Here is a 16,622-nt window from a genome sequence, read left to right as displayed (position 1 = left end):
TGTTAATTGAGCAACTTGAAAGGAGCGTTTCCTAATGGATTGGGATAAATTTAAGGTCCATGGCGAACCCCTGATTTACGGGGCTATGGCAAGTATTGTTTTAGCTACAATCGGGATTATCGTCGGCCTAACCTATTTTAAAAAATGGGGATATTTATGGCGCGAATGGTTAACTACCGTTGACCACAAACGTATCGGGGTTATGTATATCCTTGCTGCGCTACTAATGCTTTTCCGCGGCGGCGTTGACGCTATTATGATGAAGCTGCAAACCGCAGCCCCAGACATGAAATTTCTTGACGCACAGCATTACAACGAGGTATTTACAACACACGGCTTGATCATGATCCTCTTTATGGCCATGCCGTTTATTATCGGTCTGATGAACGTTATCGTACCGCTACAAATCGGTGCCAGAGACGTTGCCTTCCCACGTCTTAACGCTGTCAGCTTCTGGCTCTTCTTCTTCGGAGCAATGCTGCTTAACATTTCGTTTGTTATCGGGGGATCACCAGATGCTGGTTGGTCTGCATACTTCCCACTAGCAAGTATAGAGTTCAGCCCAACGGTGGGTAACAACTACTACTCGCTCGCGCTACAAATATCGGGTATCGGTACACTCCTCACAGGCGTTAACTTTATTGTAACGATTCTGAAGATGCGTGCTCCTGGTATGAAGCTGATGAAAATGCCAATGTTTACATGGTCCGTTCTAATCACGAACGTAATTATCGTATTCGCTTTCCCAGTGCTTACGGTTGCGCTCGCTTTGATGATGTTCGACCGGTTATTCGGCTCTCAATTCTTCACGATGGCCAACGGCGGTATGGATATGCTATGGGCCAACCTTTTCTGGGTATGGGGACATCCAGAAGTATATATCGTTGTACTACCCGCCTTCGGTATTTATAGTGAAATTATCGCCACCTTCTCCAAAAAGAACCTGTATGGATATACATCCATGGTCTTTAGTATGTTGATCATCTCCCTCTTGTCCTTCTTAGTATGGGCTCACCATTTCTATACAATGGGTCAAGGCGCTATGGTTAACAGTTTCTTCTCGATTACTACAATGGCCATTGCCGTTCCAACAGGTGTGAAAATATTCAACTGGCTATTCACCTTACGAAAAGGGCGAATATCATTTACGACGCCGATGCTATATTCGCTCGCGTTTATCCCGATCTTTACGATTGGTGGGGTAACAGGTGTCATGCTGGCCATGGCCAGCGCCGATTATCAGTACCATAATACAATGTTCCTGGTAGCACATTTCCACTACGTTCTCATTCCAGGTGCTGTATTCGCCGTTATCGCAGGTTTCCACTACTGGTTCCCTAAAGTATTCGGCTTCCGTTTGAACGAACGTCTTGGTAAACATGCCTTCTGGTGGATTATTATTTCCTTTAACGTATCGTTCTTCCCACTGTTCCTTCTCGGACTTAAGGGAATGACACGTCGACAATACACTTATTCTGCGGATACCGGATTTGGTCCGCTCAGTATGGTCTCGTTCATAGGGGCGATAGGTCTTACAGTCGGATTTGTAATTCTGGTGTATAACATCTACTGGAGTACACGTTATGAACCAAGAGATACAAATGGAGATCCATGGGATGCACGTACACTGGAGTGGGCAACGAAAAGTCCGATTCCAGCTTACAACTTCGCAGTGGTTCCAACCGTAAAAACACGCGATGCCTACTGGTTCTCTAAACAAGACAACGTACCTCTATACGAAGACAAGATTACTAAGATTCATATGCCTAGCAATTCAGGCAAACCATTTATTCTGGGTGTTATCTTCTTCATTGCAGGATTCTCTCTGGTATTCAGTCTCTGGATTCCAGCCATTCTCTCTGGAGTAGGTATCCTCATCGTTCTAGCTGCTATGTCCTTCGATCGGGATCATGGATTCTACATCCCTGCAGAAGAAGTTATTGCTACTGAAAAGAAATTGCGGGGTGAGACAATATGAAAATAGATGCGTCTAAGCCGCTTGAATACTCAACAGAAGAGAATAGTAATAAAATCTTTGGCTTCTGGGTCTTTCTAGGAGCAGAGATTGCACTGTTCGCTACGTTGTTCACTGTTTACTTTGTAATGGTTGACCGTTTTGCCAGCGGCCCTAGCGGGCCGGACCTTTTTGAAATTGGTCCCGTGATGATCGAAACATTACTGCTGTTGACAAGCTCATTTACGATCGGTCTTGCAGTTCATGCTATGCGGCATGGTTACCAGAAAGCTATGATGGTCTTTTTCGGACTAACCCTACTCATGGGTCTCGGCTTCCTTGGTATTGAAATCATGGAGTTTGTCACTTATGTTCACGAAGGGGCTACACTTCAAACCAGCGGATTCCTATCCAGTCTCTTTGTACTGCTGGGAACACACGGAGCTCACGTATCGTTCGGGTTCCTGTGGGGTGCGGCTATCTTAATCCAGTTGAAGCGTCAAGGTATTACTCCGGCTACGGCCAATAAATCCTTTATCTTCTCGCTGTACTGGCATTTCTTGGACGTTGTCTGGATCTTTATTTTCAGCTTCGTCTATCTGAAAGGACTGATGTAGCATGATGAAGCAACTGTTTCCAATTCGCCATGTGATGGGTTTCTTAGCCTCTCTTGTCCTTTCTGTGGCTGCACTTGCTGTAATCTACCTTGATCTATCTAATAGTGCGAACATGGCTATCCTGCTTATTACAGCGCTCATTCAGGCTTCCCTGCAGCTCTTCCTGTTCATGCATATTGGAGAATCAGCTGATACCAAGAAAGAACTCTACCTCAATATCGCCTATGCCTTATTCGTTGGCTTAGTTACGATCTTTGGTACGCTCTTCATCTTCGTATGGGGCTGGTATGCTTAACTCCATTCAATAACACACAAAAGGACGTCTCCAAAGCCTAAATGGCTCTGGGACGTCCTTTTTTTCATTTCGCGTTATAATTTAAATCGCGCTAAAGTCTTCTGCAGATCTTCCGCCAGCACCGCTAAATACTGAGCTGATGCGGACATTTCCTCCATAGCAGACAGTTGCTGCTGACTAGCTGCGCTGGTGTCCTGAACACCCACTGCCCCTTTATTGGATATTGCATTGACCTGTTCCATTGCTGCCGCTACACCTTGTGACTCTAAGGAGACATGCGCAACCGCCTCTCTAATCTCTTCCGTCTGCAGCGTAGCTTCTTTAATAGAACTTTGAATCTCATGAAACGCTTGAGATACGAGCTGACTTTGAGCTACGCCGTGAGAGACTAGCTCGGAGCCGAAAGCCATTGATTCTACTGCTCTTTCAGTTTGCTTTTGAATATGCGTAATAATATCCGTTACTTTCAGTGAACTGTTTCGCGTCGCTTCTGCAAGACCCCGAATTTCTCCAGCAACTACAGCAAAGCCACGTCCATGTTCTCCAGCTCTCGCTGCTTCGATAGAAGCATTAAGCGCCAGCAGGTTCGTCTGTGTTGCAATTCCGTTAATCGTAGTAATAATTGTATTTATATCCTGAGACAGCTGCCCAAGGTTACTAATAATCTCTTGGCTCTGAGTTACGCCGGAGTCGATTTCCTTCATCTGTTCAATGATGTTATCTACGGCGATTACCCCTTGATCTGTTGAACCAGAAGCGACTCCCATAAGGTCGGACATTTCAAAACTGCTACTTTCTACGGCCGAAATATTATTGGTCATAGCTTGTATAGACTGAGATGTACGATTAATGCTTTCCGTCTGTTCATCAAACCCCGCTGCAATCTCTCCAGAAGCTTCGGCGATCATTTGCGAAGCCAACGAGGTCTGCTCAGCACTAGCGCTCATCTCTTGCGATGAGGCTGATAACAATTCTGCACTCTCCGCAATGCCTTGCATCATCTTCCGTAAGCTCTCCAGCATATTGTTAAATGAGCTATTAATTTGGCCGATTTCATCCTTTGCGGTATACGTTGCTGTGACGGTTAAATCTCCATTTTCCGCCCGCTTCATTAAACCTTGCAGTTCCTTAAGAGGTTTCGTAATCAGTCGAATGATTGCAACACTAAGTACGATACAAATGATCCAAGAGAACGATATCAACACTATACTTTTAGTCTTCATGCTCTTAGCGGTAGCCGTAGACTCTGAATTATGATCTCCAGCTCCCTTTAGCAGCGAATCGCTTATTCCTTTAAGCATATTGATCATTTTCTCACGAGAATTACTAAACTCACCTGTGAATACTTGAAAGGCCTCTTTGCTACCTTTGCTATCCGCAACCTGAATAATATTATCTCTTTGTGCACGATAGTCTGTTAAGGAGGACTCATATTCCTTTATTTTACTCACTACCGCACTATCATTGTACTGGACGGTCTTCAACTTGTTCAAAAGATTATTATTTTCCTGAACTTTCTCCGTAATACTCTCTTTCAGTTGTTTGTTCTTGTTTACATCGACGCTAATCATGCGCTCCAAGAGAAAAGCTTCAATGGCCCGATTGTTTGTACGCATTTGTCCCACGTAAGAAACAGGCAATAAGTTTTCATTATACGTTTCTGTTGTTTTTTGGGCCATTTTGTCCATGGTGATAAAGCCAGTTACCCCCACAATGTTCAACATGACTACAGAAAATACCAATAGAATCCCAATTTTGAATTTCACTTTCATATTCTTCATCTGCATTCCGCCTTCACATGATCTTACTAACTATCTATTTTTATCGGTAAGAAAGGCGAATAGTGTGATGATTTTTAAATAAAATCATGAATAAAATGTCGAAAAAAAGTTTCTGTTGTCAAATAATGCAACGAACGAAAACAAAAAAACGGACACTCGATCCGCTAATACTCCGAATCGTAGTGTCCGCCTAACGAATAATCAATCGTACTTATTCACCCGATGAATAGTACCAATATAATATATCACCGTTCTCTAAAATGTAGCTGTCCGCGCTGATACTTGGATCAGCATCTCTATTCGTCTTATACTTCCATCCACTGCTAGGTCCGCCATCAAATTCGGACAAACCATCTATAGATTTCACGTATTTACTTCCAGCGTTTCCGGATGATACTACCTTATCGCCCAATTGACTAATCAATAAGCTATAAGCCGTTTCACCTTCTTTTAGCGATACTGTTGTACTGTTCAGAATCGTACCCTTCTTGTTATCCCCTACGACTGAAATGGTAGCCGTAGCTTTAACAGGAGCAATAACATCTGAAGCAATGTTTAGTGACTGAGTATAACGCGCCACACTAGGCACTCTATCTTTAGCATATCCGGTAACAATGATCGTATAGGTATTCGCTGGTAGACCTTGGTCAAATGCAGCTACACCCTTAGCATTTGTGATCGCCTTCTGATCACCGATCAAGACCTGCACGCCAGCGGCTGGAGAAGTCACTGGATCGGAAGTAAAGGTATCCTTATTCCACACCCATTTTTTCTGAGAAACTGTTACTGTGAAAGCTTCACCCGGCTTCGGTTGTGCAGAGGATACAACCGCAGTATCAACAACCTGTGTGGTTTCTCCGGCATAATATACAAGAACACGGTCGGATTCCTGTAATTCAAAAGCGTCCATACCCACACTTGGATAGATCCATTCACCGCTACGCCATACTACGAAGCTCCACCAACCATCATAAAGGCCTTGAGTAACTCCATGAATGCCCGATACAAAATTACCATACGACGATTTCGTGATATCTACTTTAAAATCATTGGATAACCCCAATTGCTTCAAAGCTTCAAGCGCATTGGAAGCCTTTAAAGTCCCCTCACCGATCAGTCCTTGCGGACCCTCAACGGTAAGTGAAGCCGTTACATTCTTAGGAATTACCTTTAGATCTTGAGTATATTTAGCTATCGATGGCGCTTTTCCTTCACGATAGCCCGTTACAGTCAGCTTGTAATCACCTGCTGGAACATTCCCTGAGAATAGCGCCTCGCCTTTAGCATTTGTTGTTACGATGCGATTTCCAATTTGGACCTGAACGCCAGATGCTTTGGCAGTTACCGGGGAGGATGTATTCGTTACAGCGTCCCATTTCCATGTCTTACTAGTCACTACTACAGTAAAAGAATCGCCCTCTTTAAGGCTTGCTTTGGACACCGTTACCGAATCTACAAGTTTAGTATCATCTCCAGCATAATAAACCAAGACCTGATCTGAATCTTTAAGCGCAAAATCACTCATTCCAACATCAGGGTTGATCCATTGAGAGTTACGGGACACGGCATACATCCATCCGTCATAGCCGCCGTAGCTTCCGGCGGGAATGTTTCCAATTCCTGTGACATATGCACCGGAAGGATTCGTGATCGGCAAGTTCGTCTGAAGAGCCAATTTCTCTAATGCACCAAGCACGTTGCTAGCATATCCATATCCCTGTGCTAAAGTACTCTTAGGACCCTCTACAGTAACAGGTGCATAGATTAAGGCATTCTGAACGGATGACTTAGAAAAATCGTATAACTTACTGTTACTGCCTTTATAGAGTAGATTGTAGGCTACAAGCGCCTGAAGGCCCTGCTCAGTAGCTAGAATATTACTGCTTCCGCCACGGCTATGAGCGAAGCTTCCGTCAGCTAGACGGTAGCTCAGCAGGTTACCGATCAGATTCACTTTATTCTTGGTATATTCTAATCCACTTGGATCTATACCGAAGGATGTGAGACCTAGAATAGCTTGTGCAGCACTCTCAGCACTATCTCCGTAACCTCCATGACTATCCTGAGCATTAGAGAGCCAAGATACGGCTTGTAGCCCTGCTGTGTAAGCTTCTGGATTACGCTTATGTGCCGCTAGAGCGGTCAAAGCTATCGCTGTCATATCTGGCTCACTAGCGCCTGTCGTTAAGGCAAAGCCGCCGTCTTGATTTTGCTTGGAGAGAATCTCAGCAATGAGCTTATCCGCTGTCCATTTCGCGTTATATGGAATGTTATATTTACCAGAGTCCAGTGCGAGCAAAGCATATACTGGATTATTAAGTGTCTGTCCACTGATTTTGTCATGATTATAGATCTTCTCTATTAAGTTATAGCCAGGTGTTGTTCCGCTTCCAGCAAAGTTGGTAGGATCAGCACCTACCGCTCTTACTGCGAGTACAATTCTCGCATAATCCGTTACGTTCGCGAAATTCCCCTCTGCATCTTTCACCTTTTTCTCAAGAGCTAGACGGTAACCTGCTGGCAGTTTGTATCCCGCTTGAGCCAGCCCAATCGCCTGCCAATCCGACTGCACGCCACCCTTTAGAATAAATTCTGCAGCTGTATAGGTCGCATCCGCAACATTAATTCGCTCCGCCTGAGCAGCTGCATCGCTAGATTCATCTAGTCCGGTGCTAACACCTGCCTCTGCGAAGATGGTTCCTGCCGGAGCAAGTGATGTTCCTAAAATTGAAATGACCATGAATATGGCCAGTCCAAGTACAAAAAACTTGGAGGTGACTATTTTCTTCATTGTTCAACCTCTTTCTATAAAGGAATGGTTACTACATAAAATAAGAGCACACAACATAAAGACCGCCCCTAGAAAGGGCGGTATAACCTTATTTTCATAATCATATCTATTAATACATAGCATGTCTATAGAAAAGCTTTGTATGAGTAACAAAAAAAGAACAGCAGAATCAAACCTTTCGGCATCGTCCTGCTGATCAGAAATTCCTTTATTTAGCTGTTCCTTCCGGACTTGCAGTTGGAGAAGGTTCAGCACTTGAGTTAACACCCAGTGTATCCTTTGGAGCGGGATCTACAATCAATGTAAATCTTCCCGCCTTGATCATACTTTTCTCTACAATGGTCGCTCCCGGTTCTAAGGTAACCTCCACCTGATAGGATGGCTGTACCCCTTCTGTGACAGCTGTCGCGGATGGATCAACTGTGTTATTCTCCGCATCAGATGAAGGCGTTGGAGACGGTGTGGCATCGGCTCCTGCGTTAGCAGCGTCCTCACCTTCAGCCGTTTCAGAAGTAGTGCCTGTGGCATCCGCTGACGGAACTGGACAAGTTCCATGGCTAGCAGCGACTTTAAAGCTCTTATCCACCACATTGGATGAAGTCATCAGACTAATCTCCGGCGGATTAAATTGCACACAATCATCAGCTTTGGCAAACGTGAACACCAATATGCTGCTCCCCTTATCTCCTTCGACGCTCTGATCCTTCAAGTATACTGAAGCCGGAGGCAGCTCATTGCCTGCACTCTGAACGGGTGTCGGCTCAGGGCTTGTCCCCGGCAGAGCCGTCTTTGGATCATCCGGACGCAGCATACTGAATACGATAATTGCGATAATCACCAGAATGCCCGTAATGGAACCGGAGATCAGGAGTCGAAATCGACTGCGGCTGATCCAGCGCGCCAGCGGGGAAGCGAGCTGGGAGCGAGCTTCATTGTACACATTTTGAAGAGCAGGCCGTGCTGTAGCAACATAGCTTTTACGGAACTCACGATTCTTGAAGGCTTCGCGGTCACTGCTCTGGAAATACTTCAGAATCGCCCGGCGGTAACCCGGATAAAGCTTTTTATTCGATATCGTAAATAAAGAATTTCCTTGAGACCATGCAAAGAATCGATAGATAACATCCTTATCGGTACCGGCTTTATGCTTTACTAATTCCAAGAGTGCGTCATAATCCAGTGGACCACCCTCGCGCTGACTGGTGTAGTAGAAAGCTAGAGGCAGACGTTCAAAAGGCTCTAGCACTCGAGCTTCCTTCAGTAAACGGCGACCGAGCAACTGTACATCGTCCAGCTCCTTTGGAGATAAGCCTGCAAAAATCTCTTCATTCGGCTTCTCTTCACCAAACCAGCGATAAGCAGCGCGGAGTGCATTTTCTTTCTGCTTGCTAATTCTATCTAGTGGCGGCTGCCAATCCACGACATTGCCATAACGTAAGAAAACAACCTCCAGTAAGTCCTCCTGCGTCATTTCAGTAAGGGATAGCCGGTTCAGCAAGAATCTGTCTGCAGATGCTGCCAGATCCTGCATGAGCGAGATTACTTTAGGAGATACGCCTGTCCCTCTACGTCGATCTTTCTCCGCTTTATCTACAGTGCCATGAACTTCCGCCACCGCAGCAACCGGATCAGTCTCCAGTTGTAGCTTTTCTAGCAAATAATCCCTTACTGCATCCTGAGCAAAAGGTTGCTCTAACGCAGCCGGTAGAAAACGGCCCCAATGGAGTACAAAATTCAGAATGTCCACAGATTTAGATGCAGCAACTAGTCTTGATCCCATATAAGGCTCTAATAGCTGCTTACGGAAATACGATTCAGACATTACCCGTTGAAAAAAAGTAGCACTTAGCTCATCATTACTCTCAATGATACCGTAAGCTGCATTGAGAACATCTTTGCGTCCCGCTTCCACGCTATGAAGCATACCATTAATGAAATAATCAACAATTCTGACTTTGTAATTATGATCCTTCAGCACAAAATAATCCTTAAAGCACTCCATAATTGCAGGATCCGGGACATTCCTTTGCCGGACTAAATCAAATTCTCTATCGAACCGCTCCAAGAAAATATCATTCAGTCGGATTCTGGAATGAATCGCACCCTCCGCTTTAAGATAAGAAAGCAAACCACTCAGCACCGCGCTCTTGTTCTCTGTATATAAGTGCTCATTCCCCTGCTCAATCTCATAAAATACGGCTAACTCATTATAGAGAGCGAGCGATAGCTTATGCTCAGAGCTTTCTCCACGCAGGATCTGATCGGCAAAACTTACAAAATCGTCAAGATCCCCTGGATTCAGAAGTAAAAGCTTCCAAACCAGATCAGCATACGGCTGACGGGACTCGCCAAAATCTACATTCCCCATCCGACCTGAAACCAAATCGAATGTGAAGTCCTTCTCGATGCTGCGATCACCGGGACGGAGCGAGCCTTTTTCCACAAAGCTAAGATGAATATATTTACGGCTTTGCGGTTCATTCGCATACGTAATCACGCCTAATCTACGGCGGAATTCATACGGCAGCACGCTATATAAAATCTCTGTAAGCTCCACCGCACGTGCGGACAGCTCCGTGATAGGTACATTTAGAGCGATATAGATTTTTTTCTTACCTGCCACAGAGAGCATCACTGCTTGCAGCAATGCCTTAAATATCCCTTCATCAATCCCTAGCAAGCGTAATCCCGCTATAGAATCAGGTCGGCGATCCGTACGTATAACTGGAATAGCAGACAGCTCCGGCAAGGTTCCGCCCAGCTCTCCTTCATAACTTTTTGCGAAATCAGCATGCAGAAAGTCCCCGTAGCTCTGAATAATCTCCTCTGAACGTGAGGCCGGAACTACAAAGTTATGTGCAAAAAAGGCACTCCGCTGGCCCGTAAAATCCGTCGCTTGATAACGACTCGTCCCAAGAACCGTGTCGCCATTCTCTGCATGGAACAGGTGCAGCGCACTAGGATATAGAGTCTCATCCTTCTCCCCACGCGCGGCCAGCTCTGCTGGAGCATCGTAAAGACAGAAGGGATGCAGTGTTTTTTTGATAAAATTATTGTCCAGACTATCCGATTTCGCTACTGTATCAAAACCTTCAGTGGAACGAAATAATCCGCGGCGTTCGCGGGTATACATTTGTTGGGCGATCTTAGACCCTGAGAAAACATTCACGGGCCGTCGCTCCCCTCAATATACTTCAGCTTATGCAGCAGCCAAATAAACGGCTCGTCTACACGAATCGGGCTTACTACACCCTCAATCTTCTGATTCACAGGATTACTGCCCAACGCAGATACCGCAAAATAGCCCGTATTCGAGAAGTACACATCCATCGTATCTTTAAAAGGTCTGTCCACCTTACCAATAAATCTGCGGATTTCTCCGTCGATGTTATGGAATTCATCCATATTCAATGTTTTGCGATGGACATAGTTATTGAACACATTACTGTTGGACTTGATGTAATCGCCATCCTCATCCTTCAGCGAATGCAGCATATCACTTTTCGCAAGAACGACTGCTGTTGGAATGTCAGTTTTGCTCTTTTCCTGATAGGCAATAAAATCACCGAACATCGTCAGCACAACATCACGCGGCTCGTCATATTGCGAGACCCATTCGCCCGGGCGATCACCGATATTAATATGAATCTTCTCACGGATCGAACGGATTTGCAGCGGATCGACCATAAACAGAATACCGGCAGAGTTCTTAATATGTTGACCGTGTAGTCCGAGATAATCCTGATCCACCATGCCCTCACCCGCTACATCAAAGAACACAAGTGTCAGCGGCGGCTTTTCTTCATCCTTAAAAACAAATTGAAAGATAAACGGCTCCTGCATTTTCTCCTTCTGTGTGGAAGCTAGCAGATCCCCGCGTTCAAACAGCGGTTCTTCATAGAGCGTACGAAACTTACGGCTAATCTCCGCGTTGAGCGGCATACAAGCGGCATCAAAATGACCTGCTGTCGTATGCTGCAAGGTATGAATCAGCGCGGTCATGTATACCGACTTCCCGACTTGGGAGGCTCCGATAATCGAGATAATGTTACTTGGAACCTTACCTGCAGTCACAGGCAGCTCGTTATGGCAGGATGGACATAGCCGTCTGCGTGTAAGCACTCCATAACGATCCGTAAGCCCTGTTAACACATGATCGGTATAATGATGGTATTCTTCCGGAATATCCGCCGGATTAATGATTGCTTCTATGTCATCCACCGTATCGAGCCCAAAGCGCTCACGGTATTTATTCAAGGCATCATCCTCGCCCAGCGCGTAATTCTCATCGTCCTCTCGGCTATGCATAGCCCGAAAGACTACATCCTCCGGAGAGAACTTAGTGAAGCAATACGGACACACAATATCATAAAAAAGCGGCCTTGGCTCCGGCTGATTCTTTTTCATAAAACGGCTAAAAAAAGACATCTACTCATCCTCCCAAAAGTTGTATCTGCGTATCTTGCTATGGACAGGCATTGTCCAACACTCGCTTGTACGCATAGACTGATCTTACTCCGGCACCAGCTCGTAATAAAGCCCATACTTAGGACCGTCGGTGAAAAAGATGCGTACAAAATCATCCTTACCGATCTCAATCGGCGGGAGTACATTGCGTCCAGGGGCGAAATCCTGTACAAAGGGAAAGAGAATACCATCCTCTTTCCCTGCCGGATGTCCTCCCCGTTTCTTAACATAACAGAGGACATCTCGAGCCACTGGAACTTCTGCCGTAATCGCCATATGTACGGTCTTTTGTTTTCCGAATAATCCTCTTTTTTGTTGAACGGAATAATAGATTCTGGCTTTGCCTGCACTGACCACCACACGGTTCGCACCGTCACTTTGCCTCACCAGCAGTGTCTCTCCGTTCTCAGCAAGGCGAGCGTATATGGTATAGGAGACTAGGCCGATCTCATCCAATCGATCACGGTATCCATTGTTAGATTTGTATTCCTCACGAGTGTAGAGCTTCATTCCGACCGGAGGAATATCCCCGGTGCCAATAGAAGCCTCTTCTGCGGAGGTCTTATGGATGTACACCGCCTGCACGCCGTCCGGCCAGCGCCATCTCAGCGTACAGAACCGTTCATCCACTTGAGATGTCACATCCGTTATTACCAAAGCGGAAGCATTATCCTCGGCGTACCTCATTACTGTAAACCCCTTTCAACTACTAGAATCCTTTGCTATTCCGATTTCTCCGTCGATCAGGAAAGCTTTCTGACGGTGGATTAGGAGCTGCATTATTTCTTCTATTACGGTAAATACGTCCTTCACCTACTGGAATGACGCCTGTAAATAATGAGATGATTGCAGCCAATATAAGAACAGCAAGGAGGCGAATTAGGCCGTCAGTGAAATTGTGCCCGCTAAGTCCAAATTCCAGAATAAGCCCTGCGAACAACCCTGAGATAACGCCGCCAATCCCGAAGCTTTTTGCTAAATGACGGTTATCAAACATAATACCAAGACCGAGTCCAAGTGCAGCACCGATTAGCATCAGCGACAAAATACGAACTGCAGCATAGTATGGACTATCTGCCGTAGCATCACTACGCACCGTAAGCAATGTCCGATCTCCCAAACGATCATAGATTTGCTGGAATACATCACCCAAAAGAGCCGTATCTGTCACATCATAATAGTGACCGCCCGTTATTTTCGCAATATCCTGCAGCAACTGGGTACCGGCAGGATCCTGCATCCCCAGACCAATGGTATTTACGGCAATTCCACGATCTATATAGGTCTGTAGTTCTCGTGAGGTGTCGAAATTACTGACTCCGTCCGACAGCAAGATGACCATAGCGCCTTGATTTTTTCTGCCGTCACTGTCTATCTCCTTAAGTGCTTCCGAGATCGCACCACTAATGTTCGTGCCACCCTCAGTTGGTTTCAGATTATCTATGGCAGTCAACACCTTCTCACGATTCTGCGAATCCGAGAGTGGTGTTAACGGCTGGACGACTACAGCTTCGTGGTTAAATGTCACCACCGCTACCTGATTGTCATTGTCCATTCTCGCAATTAACGCCTTAGCGGCTGAATAACGGCTGTTATCAGGATCACTCTGCGCCATACTGCCAGAATCATCGATAGCCATTACAACATTTTTAACCGGTTTAGCACCGCCAAAATTCAGCTCATAAACGAATTCTGTTAATGCTCCAACTCCAAGTGCAAGGACAATCATCAGAGGCAGGAGCTTCCAGGATAAACCTAGGTAGCGCTGCTTCCACGAGGCTCCGTTCAGCCGTGGCGAGATCATTTCTGCAAGCAGACAACCGATGCCGATACCGAGTGCTACTATGGCAAAATAAATGCCAACGAGCAAGATGGAAGGCAGATCGTTGTACCAGCTTAGCAGCCACTCGCCAAAAAGAAAGGCGACCCCGCCGCCGATCAGACTGAAGAAGAGCAGGAGCAGATTGATTTTTCTCTGCATCGTTATACTTCCTTTCCGGGAGAAACCTGAATTGTACTCTTATGGCCTTAACATTGTTCGGGGGTTATGTAGCCCGATTAACGGGCTGCCCGGATGTGTAATCATCCCCCAGATTGCACTTTGTGCAATAGAATGGAATTAAAGAAACAGCTATTTCTATTCTATTGCATAATGTGCATTGGAAATAAGGAGAAATGTCCCTATTCCAGAAATCTACTTAAATCTATTGTATCAAATACAACAGAACTCTAATTAAAGGTTATATCCGATGAATCTATTGCACAAAGTGCAATAAAGAGACTCAAAGTGAGGGTACCCATCTATTACGCCATCAGCGCATCTCGGGAAGCTGCTCTTCACTCACCCCATGAAGCTGATAGCCATTCTGAGCATAGGTTTCATAATAAACCTTACCATTACGGTAATAGAGCAGGTCTTCTAAATGGAAACCACCCATCAGATTTAACTTCTCTACTCCGCTCCTGCGCTGTTCATGCACAAAGCCTAAGCGATAAATGCGGGTCGTCTCATCCACACCAAATGCATAGCGCAGGAATTCAGATGTGCTGTCTCCGAAGAAATATTTTTCCTCATGACGATGCTCTTGCGTGTATTCGAACAGACGAACATTGATCGTCGCGCTATCCTCCAGATTATGGTACAGACGCTTGAACAACTCTTCCTTGGATAGAACCTGACGGTTCTCATAAGCAGCCGCAACATTTGCACGCCGCAGCAATTCTTCTTCGAAAGAAAGAGCAAACGGATCAGCCGTTAATATTTCCCGCTGACAAATGCCAATCAAACGCTCCGCTACTGCTTCTTTGCCTTGCTCTAAAAGCTTAGAAATGCTACCCATGTACTTGTCACTAAAGAATATTCCTGGCCCACGCCGGGTCTCGATCTCTTTCATTTCTTCTTCTGTGACAACTCGATAGTATTCCATCACGTTCTGGCCAGTGGTTTCGTTCGTTCGCCCAATGCTGTCCATCACAGTAATACGTAACTCTTCTTCGAGCGTCTCCATAGCTTTCACACGGGCCACACATTCCACGTGAAGCTGCTCAAGCGCAGATTCCAAACGACTGCACAGCGCAAGCTCACTTTCCATACATAATAGCTCATATTTTTTGCCATATACCGCAGAGAATAAGTAATGAATGAAGTTGCGTACCGTTCGTTTGTCAAAAAGCGGCACACGCTGGAACGGTTGGCGCTCCACACTTTCCGCATAAAGATCCTCAAGCTCATCCTGCGCGGAGACAAGTGCTGAACGCAATCCTGTCATATGCTGACGCAAAGCATGCAGCACACTGCCACCCTCATCACGATCAGCTGTCCACTCCGCAAGCTGATAGAATGTTACTGCTGGCGTAGCTGTTTCCTGTGCCGTCAATAGGGTGCGCCATCCACGAAGAGGATGAATACCTTCTACTCTCCGGTTAGACTCTGCGACAAAATTATTACGGAAATAAGCTTCGCCCCCATCACCGAACAGCTGCTGTTCAGCTTCACGAAGTGACAACTGCTTCAGCTCATTGTAGGACGGACGTCCATGGCTCATTAGCCCCGTCATTTCACTGAGGCCGTCTTTCTCCGGGACTAGCTGCGCCCTATGCTCCCGCAAACGATCAGGATCCAGCCCTAATAGAGATTGACGCTCGCGCATAGTCCATGGACTACCCTCACGCATATCCGCTGCAAGACGCCGGAAGGCGTGATACAGCACGGCCAAGGCAATTTGGACATTAGGTCTTCTCACGCCAGAAAAGCCTGCGGAGGCGTAGCCCTGTCTTCCTGTGCTACCTCTGATACCGCTTTTGAAGGTCATATTGTTATAGCCACCGTGTCCGGTTGCCTGATCAGAGGTCGGGCGGACACGGTTCTTAAGTAGACTAATATGGGAGATGATCTCATAGTTATCATCCATACCGTGAGCCGACATCATGCCGCGCTCATTCTTATCGGAGAGCAGATACACAAGGTCAAATAAAGCGGAAGGACCATGGCTCACTGGAATCGACAGACCATCCTCGGTTACAAGCAGCGGTGCATTAAACGTATAGTCCGTAGCTTGCATTCTGTCCAATTCACGCAGAAAAGCCAGCCCTACTGAGCTGGAATATCCAAAATTATCCCCTTGCTCCCGCTCATTGATTAAAGCGTAGAGATCCGTCTGTACCGACTTGAAAGACTGGCTGAGTATTGCTCGAGCCAGCAGTGTAATTTCTGGCAACAATACATTAAGCGGGTCATCGACCCGCGTAATGATAGAGAGATGGATCACGTCAAAAGATGAATATAGGCGTCCATAATCCGCTATACTGTTGCTCAGCCGCCGAATAACTTTATTCATTTCAGCAAGATAAAGTGTATCCTCATGAAACTTGCGGTAAAGTTCATGACGCACAGTGCGTGGATCTGACCCTGCCATATCCGGCAAGGCCATGGCCAGCACCCGGTCTTTTCCTCCTGCATCAGAGCCCTTCTTACTTCTGTCTGTGTCCTCACTCTTCGTGCCTGACACAGCATGTAATGCCATAACACCGCCGGCGTTATCCCATTTTCGTTCGCAGCTATCCAGCACCGGACCGATGGCCGGAGCAACCTTGTCGCCTACGAACAGAAACAGGGCAGGGTAATGGATGCTGCTGCGTCCATCCCCTTTACTGCGCTGTGCCTCTTCCTGTACCGCATATTGTTCACCATAAGATAATGCCAGTGTTTTGATCATAG

10 protein-coding genes are annotated in these 16,622 nt (G+C 46.0%); 3 read left to right on the top strand and 7 right to left on the bottom strand.

Annotated elements, in window-relative coordinates:
* Positions 1-34 precede the first annotated feature (34 nt).
* The 3 genes from qoxB to qoxD are packed head-to-tail and all read left to right on the top strand — an operon-like array spanning position 35 to position 2,866.
* Complete coding sequence (gene qoxB / locus MKX60_RS23860) at positions 35-1,978, top strand: cytochrome aa3 quinol oxidase subunit I (RefSeq protein ID WP_042185110.1); 1,944 nt, start codon at positions 35-37, stop codon at positions 1,976-1,978.
* On the top strand, positions 1,975-2,571 hold the full coding sequence (gene qoxC / locus MKX60_RS23855; RefSeq protein ID WP_076283869.1) for a cytochrome aa3 quinol oxidase subunit III: 597 nt from the start codon (positions 1,975-1,977) through the stop codon (positions 2,569-2,571). Before qoxB ends, qoxC begins: the two co-directional genes overlap by 4 nt.
* A gap of 1 nt (position 2,572) precedes the next feature.
* Positions 2,573-2,866 (top strand): cytochrome aa3 quinol oxidase subunit IV, encoded by a 294-nt coding sequence (qoxD, locus tag MKX60_RS23850; protein WP_179085737.1) that lies wholly within the window; start codon positions 2,573-2,575, stop codon positions 2,864-2,866.
* A gap of 74 nt (positions 2,867-2,940) precedes the next feature.
* On the opposite strand, the gene MKX60_RS23845 is transcribed toward qoxD, so the two are convergent.
* The 7 genes from MKX60_RS23845 to MKX60_RS23815 all read right to left on the bottom strand — a co-directional run bounded on the left by MKX60_RS23845 (position 2,941) and on the right by MKX60_RS23815 (position 16,620).
* Positions 2,941-4,647, bottom strand: a complete 1,707-nt coding sequence (locus MKX60_RS23845; RefSeq protein ID WP_341061205.1) for a methyl-accepting chemotaxis protein — start codon at positions 4,645-4,647, stop codon at positions 2,941-2,943.
* Between the two features lie 211 nt (positions 4,648-4,858).
* Positions 4,859-7,438: a DUF4430 domain-containing protein gene (locus MKX60_RS23840; protein WP_341061203.1), complete on the bottom strand. Its 2,580-nt coding sequence runs from the start codon at positions 7,436-7,438 to the stop codon at positions 4,859-4,861.
* Between the two features lie 208 nt (positions 7,439-7,646).
* Positions 7,647-10,607: a GAP1-N2 domain-containing protein gene (locus MKX60_RS23835; protein ID WP_341061201.1), complete on the bottom strand. Its 2,961-nt coding sequence runs from the start codon at positions 10,605-10,607 to the stop codon at positions 7,647-7,649.
* Positions 10,604-11,866: a TRAFAC clade GTPase domain-containing protein gene (locus MKX60_RS23830; RefSeq protein ID WP_042124368.1), complete on the bottom strand. Its 1,263-nt coding sequence runs from the start codon at positions 11,864-11,866 to the stop codon at positions 10,604-10,606. Before MKX60_RS23830 ends, MKX60_RS23835 begins: the two co-directional genes overlap by 4 nt.
* A gap of 84 nt (positions 11,867-11,950) precedes the next feature.
* On the bottom strand, positions 11,951-12,592 hold the full coding sequence (locus tag MKX60_RS23825; RefSeq protein ID WP_042185104.1) for a hypothetical protein: 642 nt from the start codon (positions 12,590-12,592) through the stop codon (positions 11,951-11,953).
* Positions 12,593-12,614: 22 nt separating this feature from the next.
* Positions 12,615-13,886, bottom strand: a complete 1,272-nt coding sequence (locus MKX60_RS23820; RefSeq protein ID WP_042185102.1) for a vWA domain-containing protein — start codon at positions 13,884-13,886, stop codon at positions 12,615-12,617.
* Positions 13,887-14,217: 331 nt separating this feature from the next.
* Positions 14,218-16,620: a transcription initiation factor TFIID gene (locus tag MKX60_RS23815; protein ID WP_341061199.1), complete on the bottom strand. Its 2,403-nt coding sequence runs from the start codon at positions 16,618-16,620 to the stop codon at positions 14,218-14,220.
* Positions 16,621-16,622: the final 2 nt, after the last annotated feature.

The organism is Paenibacillus sp. FSL R5-0914 (assembly GCF_038004525.1).
Lineage (GTDB): Bacteria > Bacillota > Bacilli > Paenibacillales > Paenibacillaceae > Paenibacillus_AQ.
This window is presented reverse-complemented; position numbering and strand designations above follow the sequence as displayed.

Coding starts and splice junctions, on each gene's coding strand:
- MKX60_RS23845 (WP_341061205.1), bottom strand. CDS start 4,647: ATGAAGAATATGAAAGTGAAATTCAAAATTGGGATTCTATTGGTATTT.
- MKX60_RS23830 (WP_042124368.1), bottom strand. CDS start 11,866: ATGTCTTTTTTTAGCCGTTTTATGAAAAAGAATCAGCCGGAGCCAAGG.
- qoxC (WP_076283869.1), top strand. CDS start 1,975: ATGAAAATAGATGCGTCTAAGCCGCTTGAATACTCAACAGAAGAGAAT.
- MKX60_RS23840 (WP_341061203.1), bottom strand. CDS start 7,438: ATGAAGAAAATAGTCACCTCCAAGTTTTTTGTACTTGGACTGGCCATA.
- qoxB (WP_042185110.1), top strand. CDS start 35: ATGGATTGGGATAAATTTAAGGTCCATGGCGAACCCCTGATTTACGGG.
- MKX60_RS23825 (WP_042185104.1), bottom strand. CDS start 12,592: ATGAGGTACGCCGAGGATAATGCTTCCGCTTTGGTAATAACGGATGTG.
- MKX60_RS23815 (WP_341061199.1), bottom strand. CDS start 16,620: ATGATCAAAACACTGGCATTATCTTATGGTGAACAATATGCGGTACAG.
- qoxD (WP_179085737.1), top strand. CDS start 2,573: ATGATGAAGCAACTGTTTCCAATTCGCCATGTGATGGGTTTCTTAGCC.
- MKX60_RS23820 (WP_042185102.1), bottom strand. CDS start 13,886: ATGCAGAGAAAAATCAATCTGCTCCTGCTCTTCTTCAGTCTGATCGGC.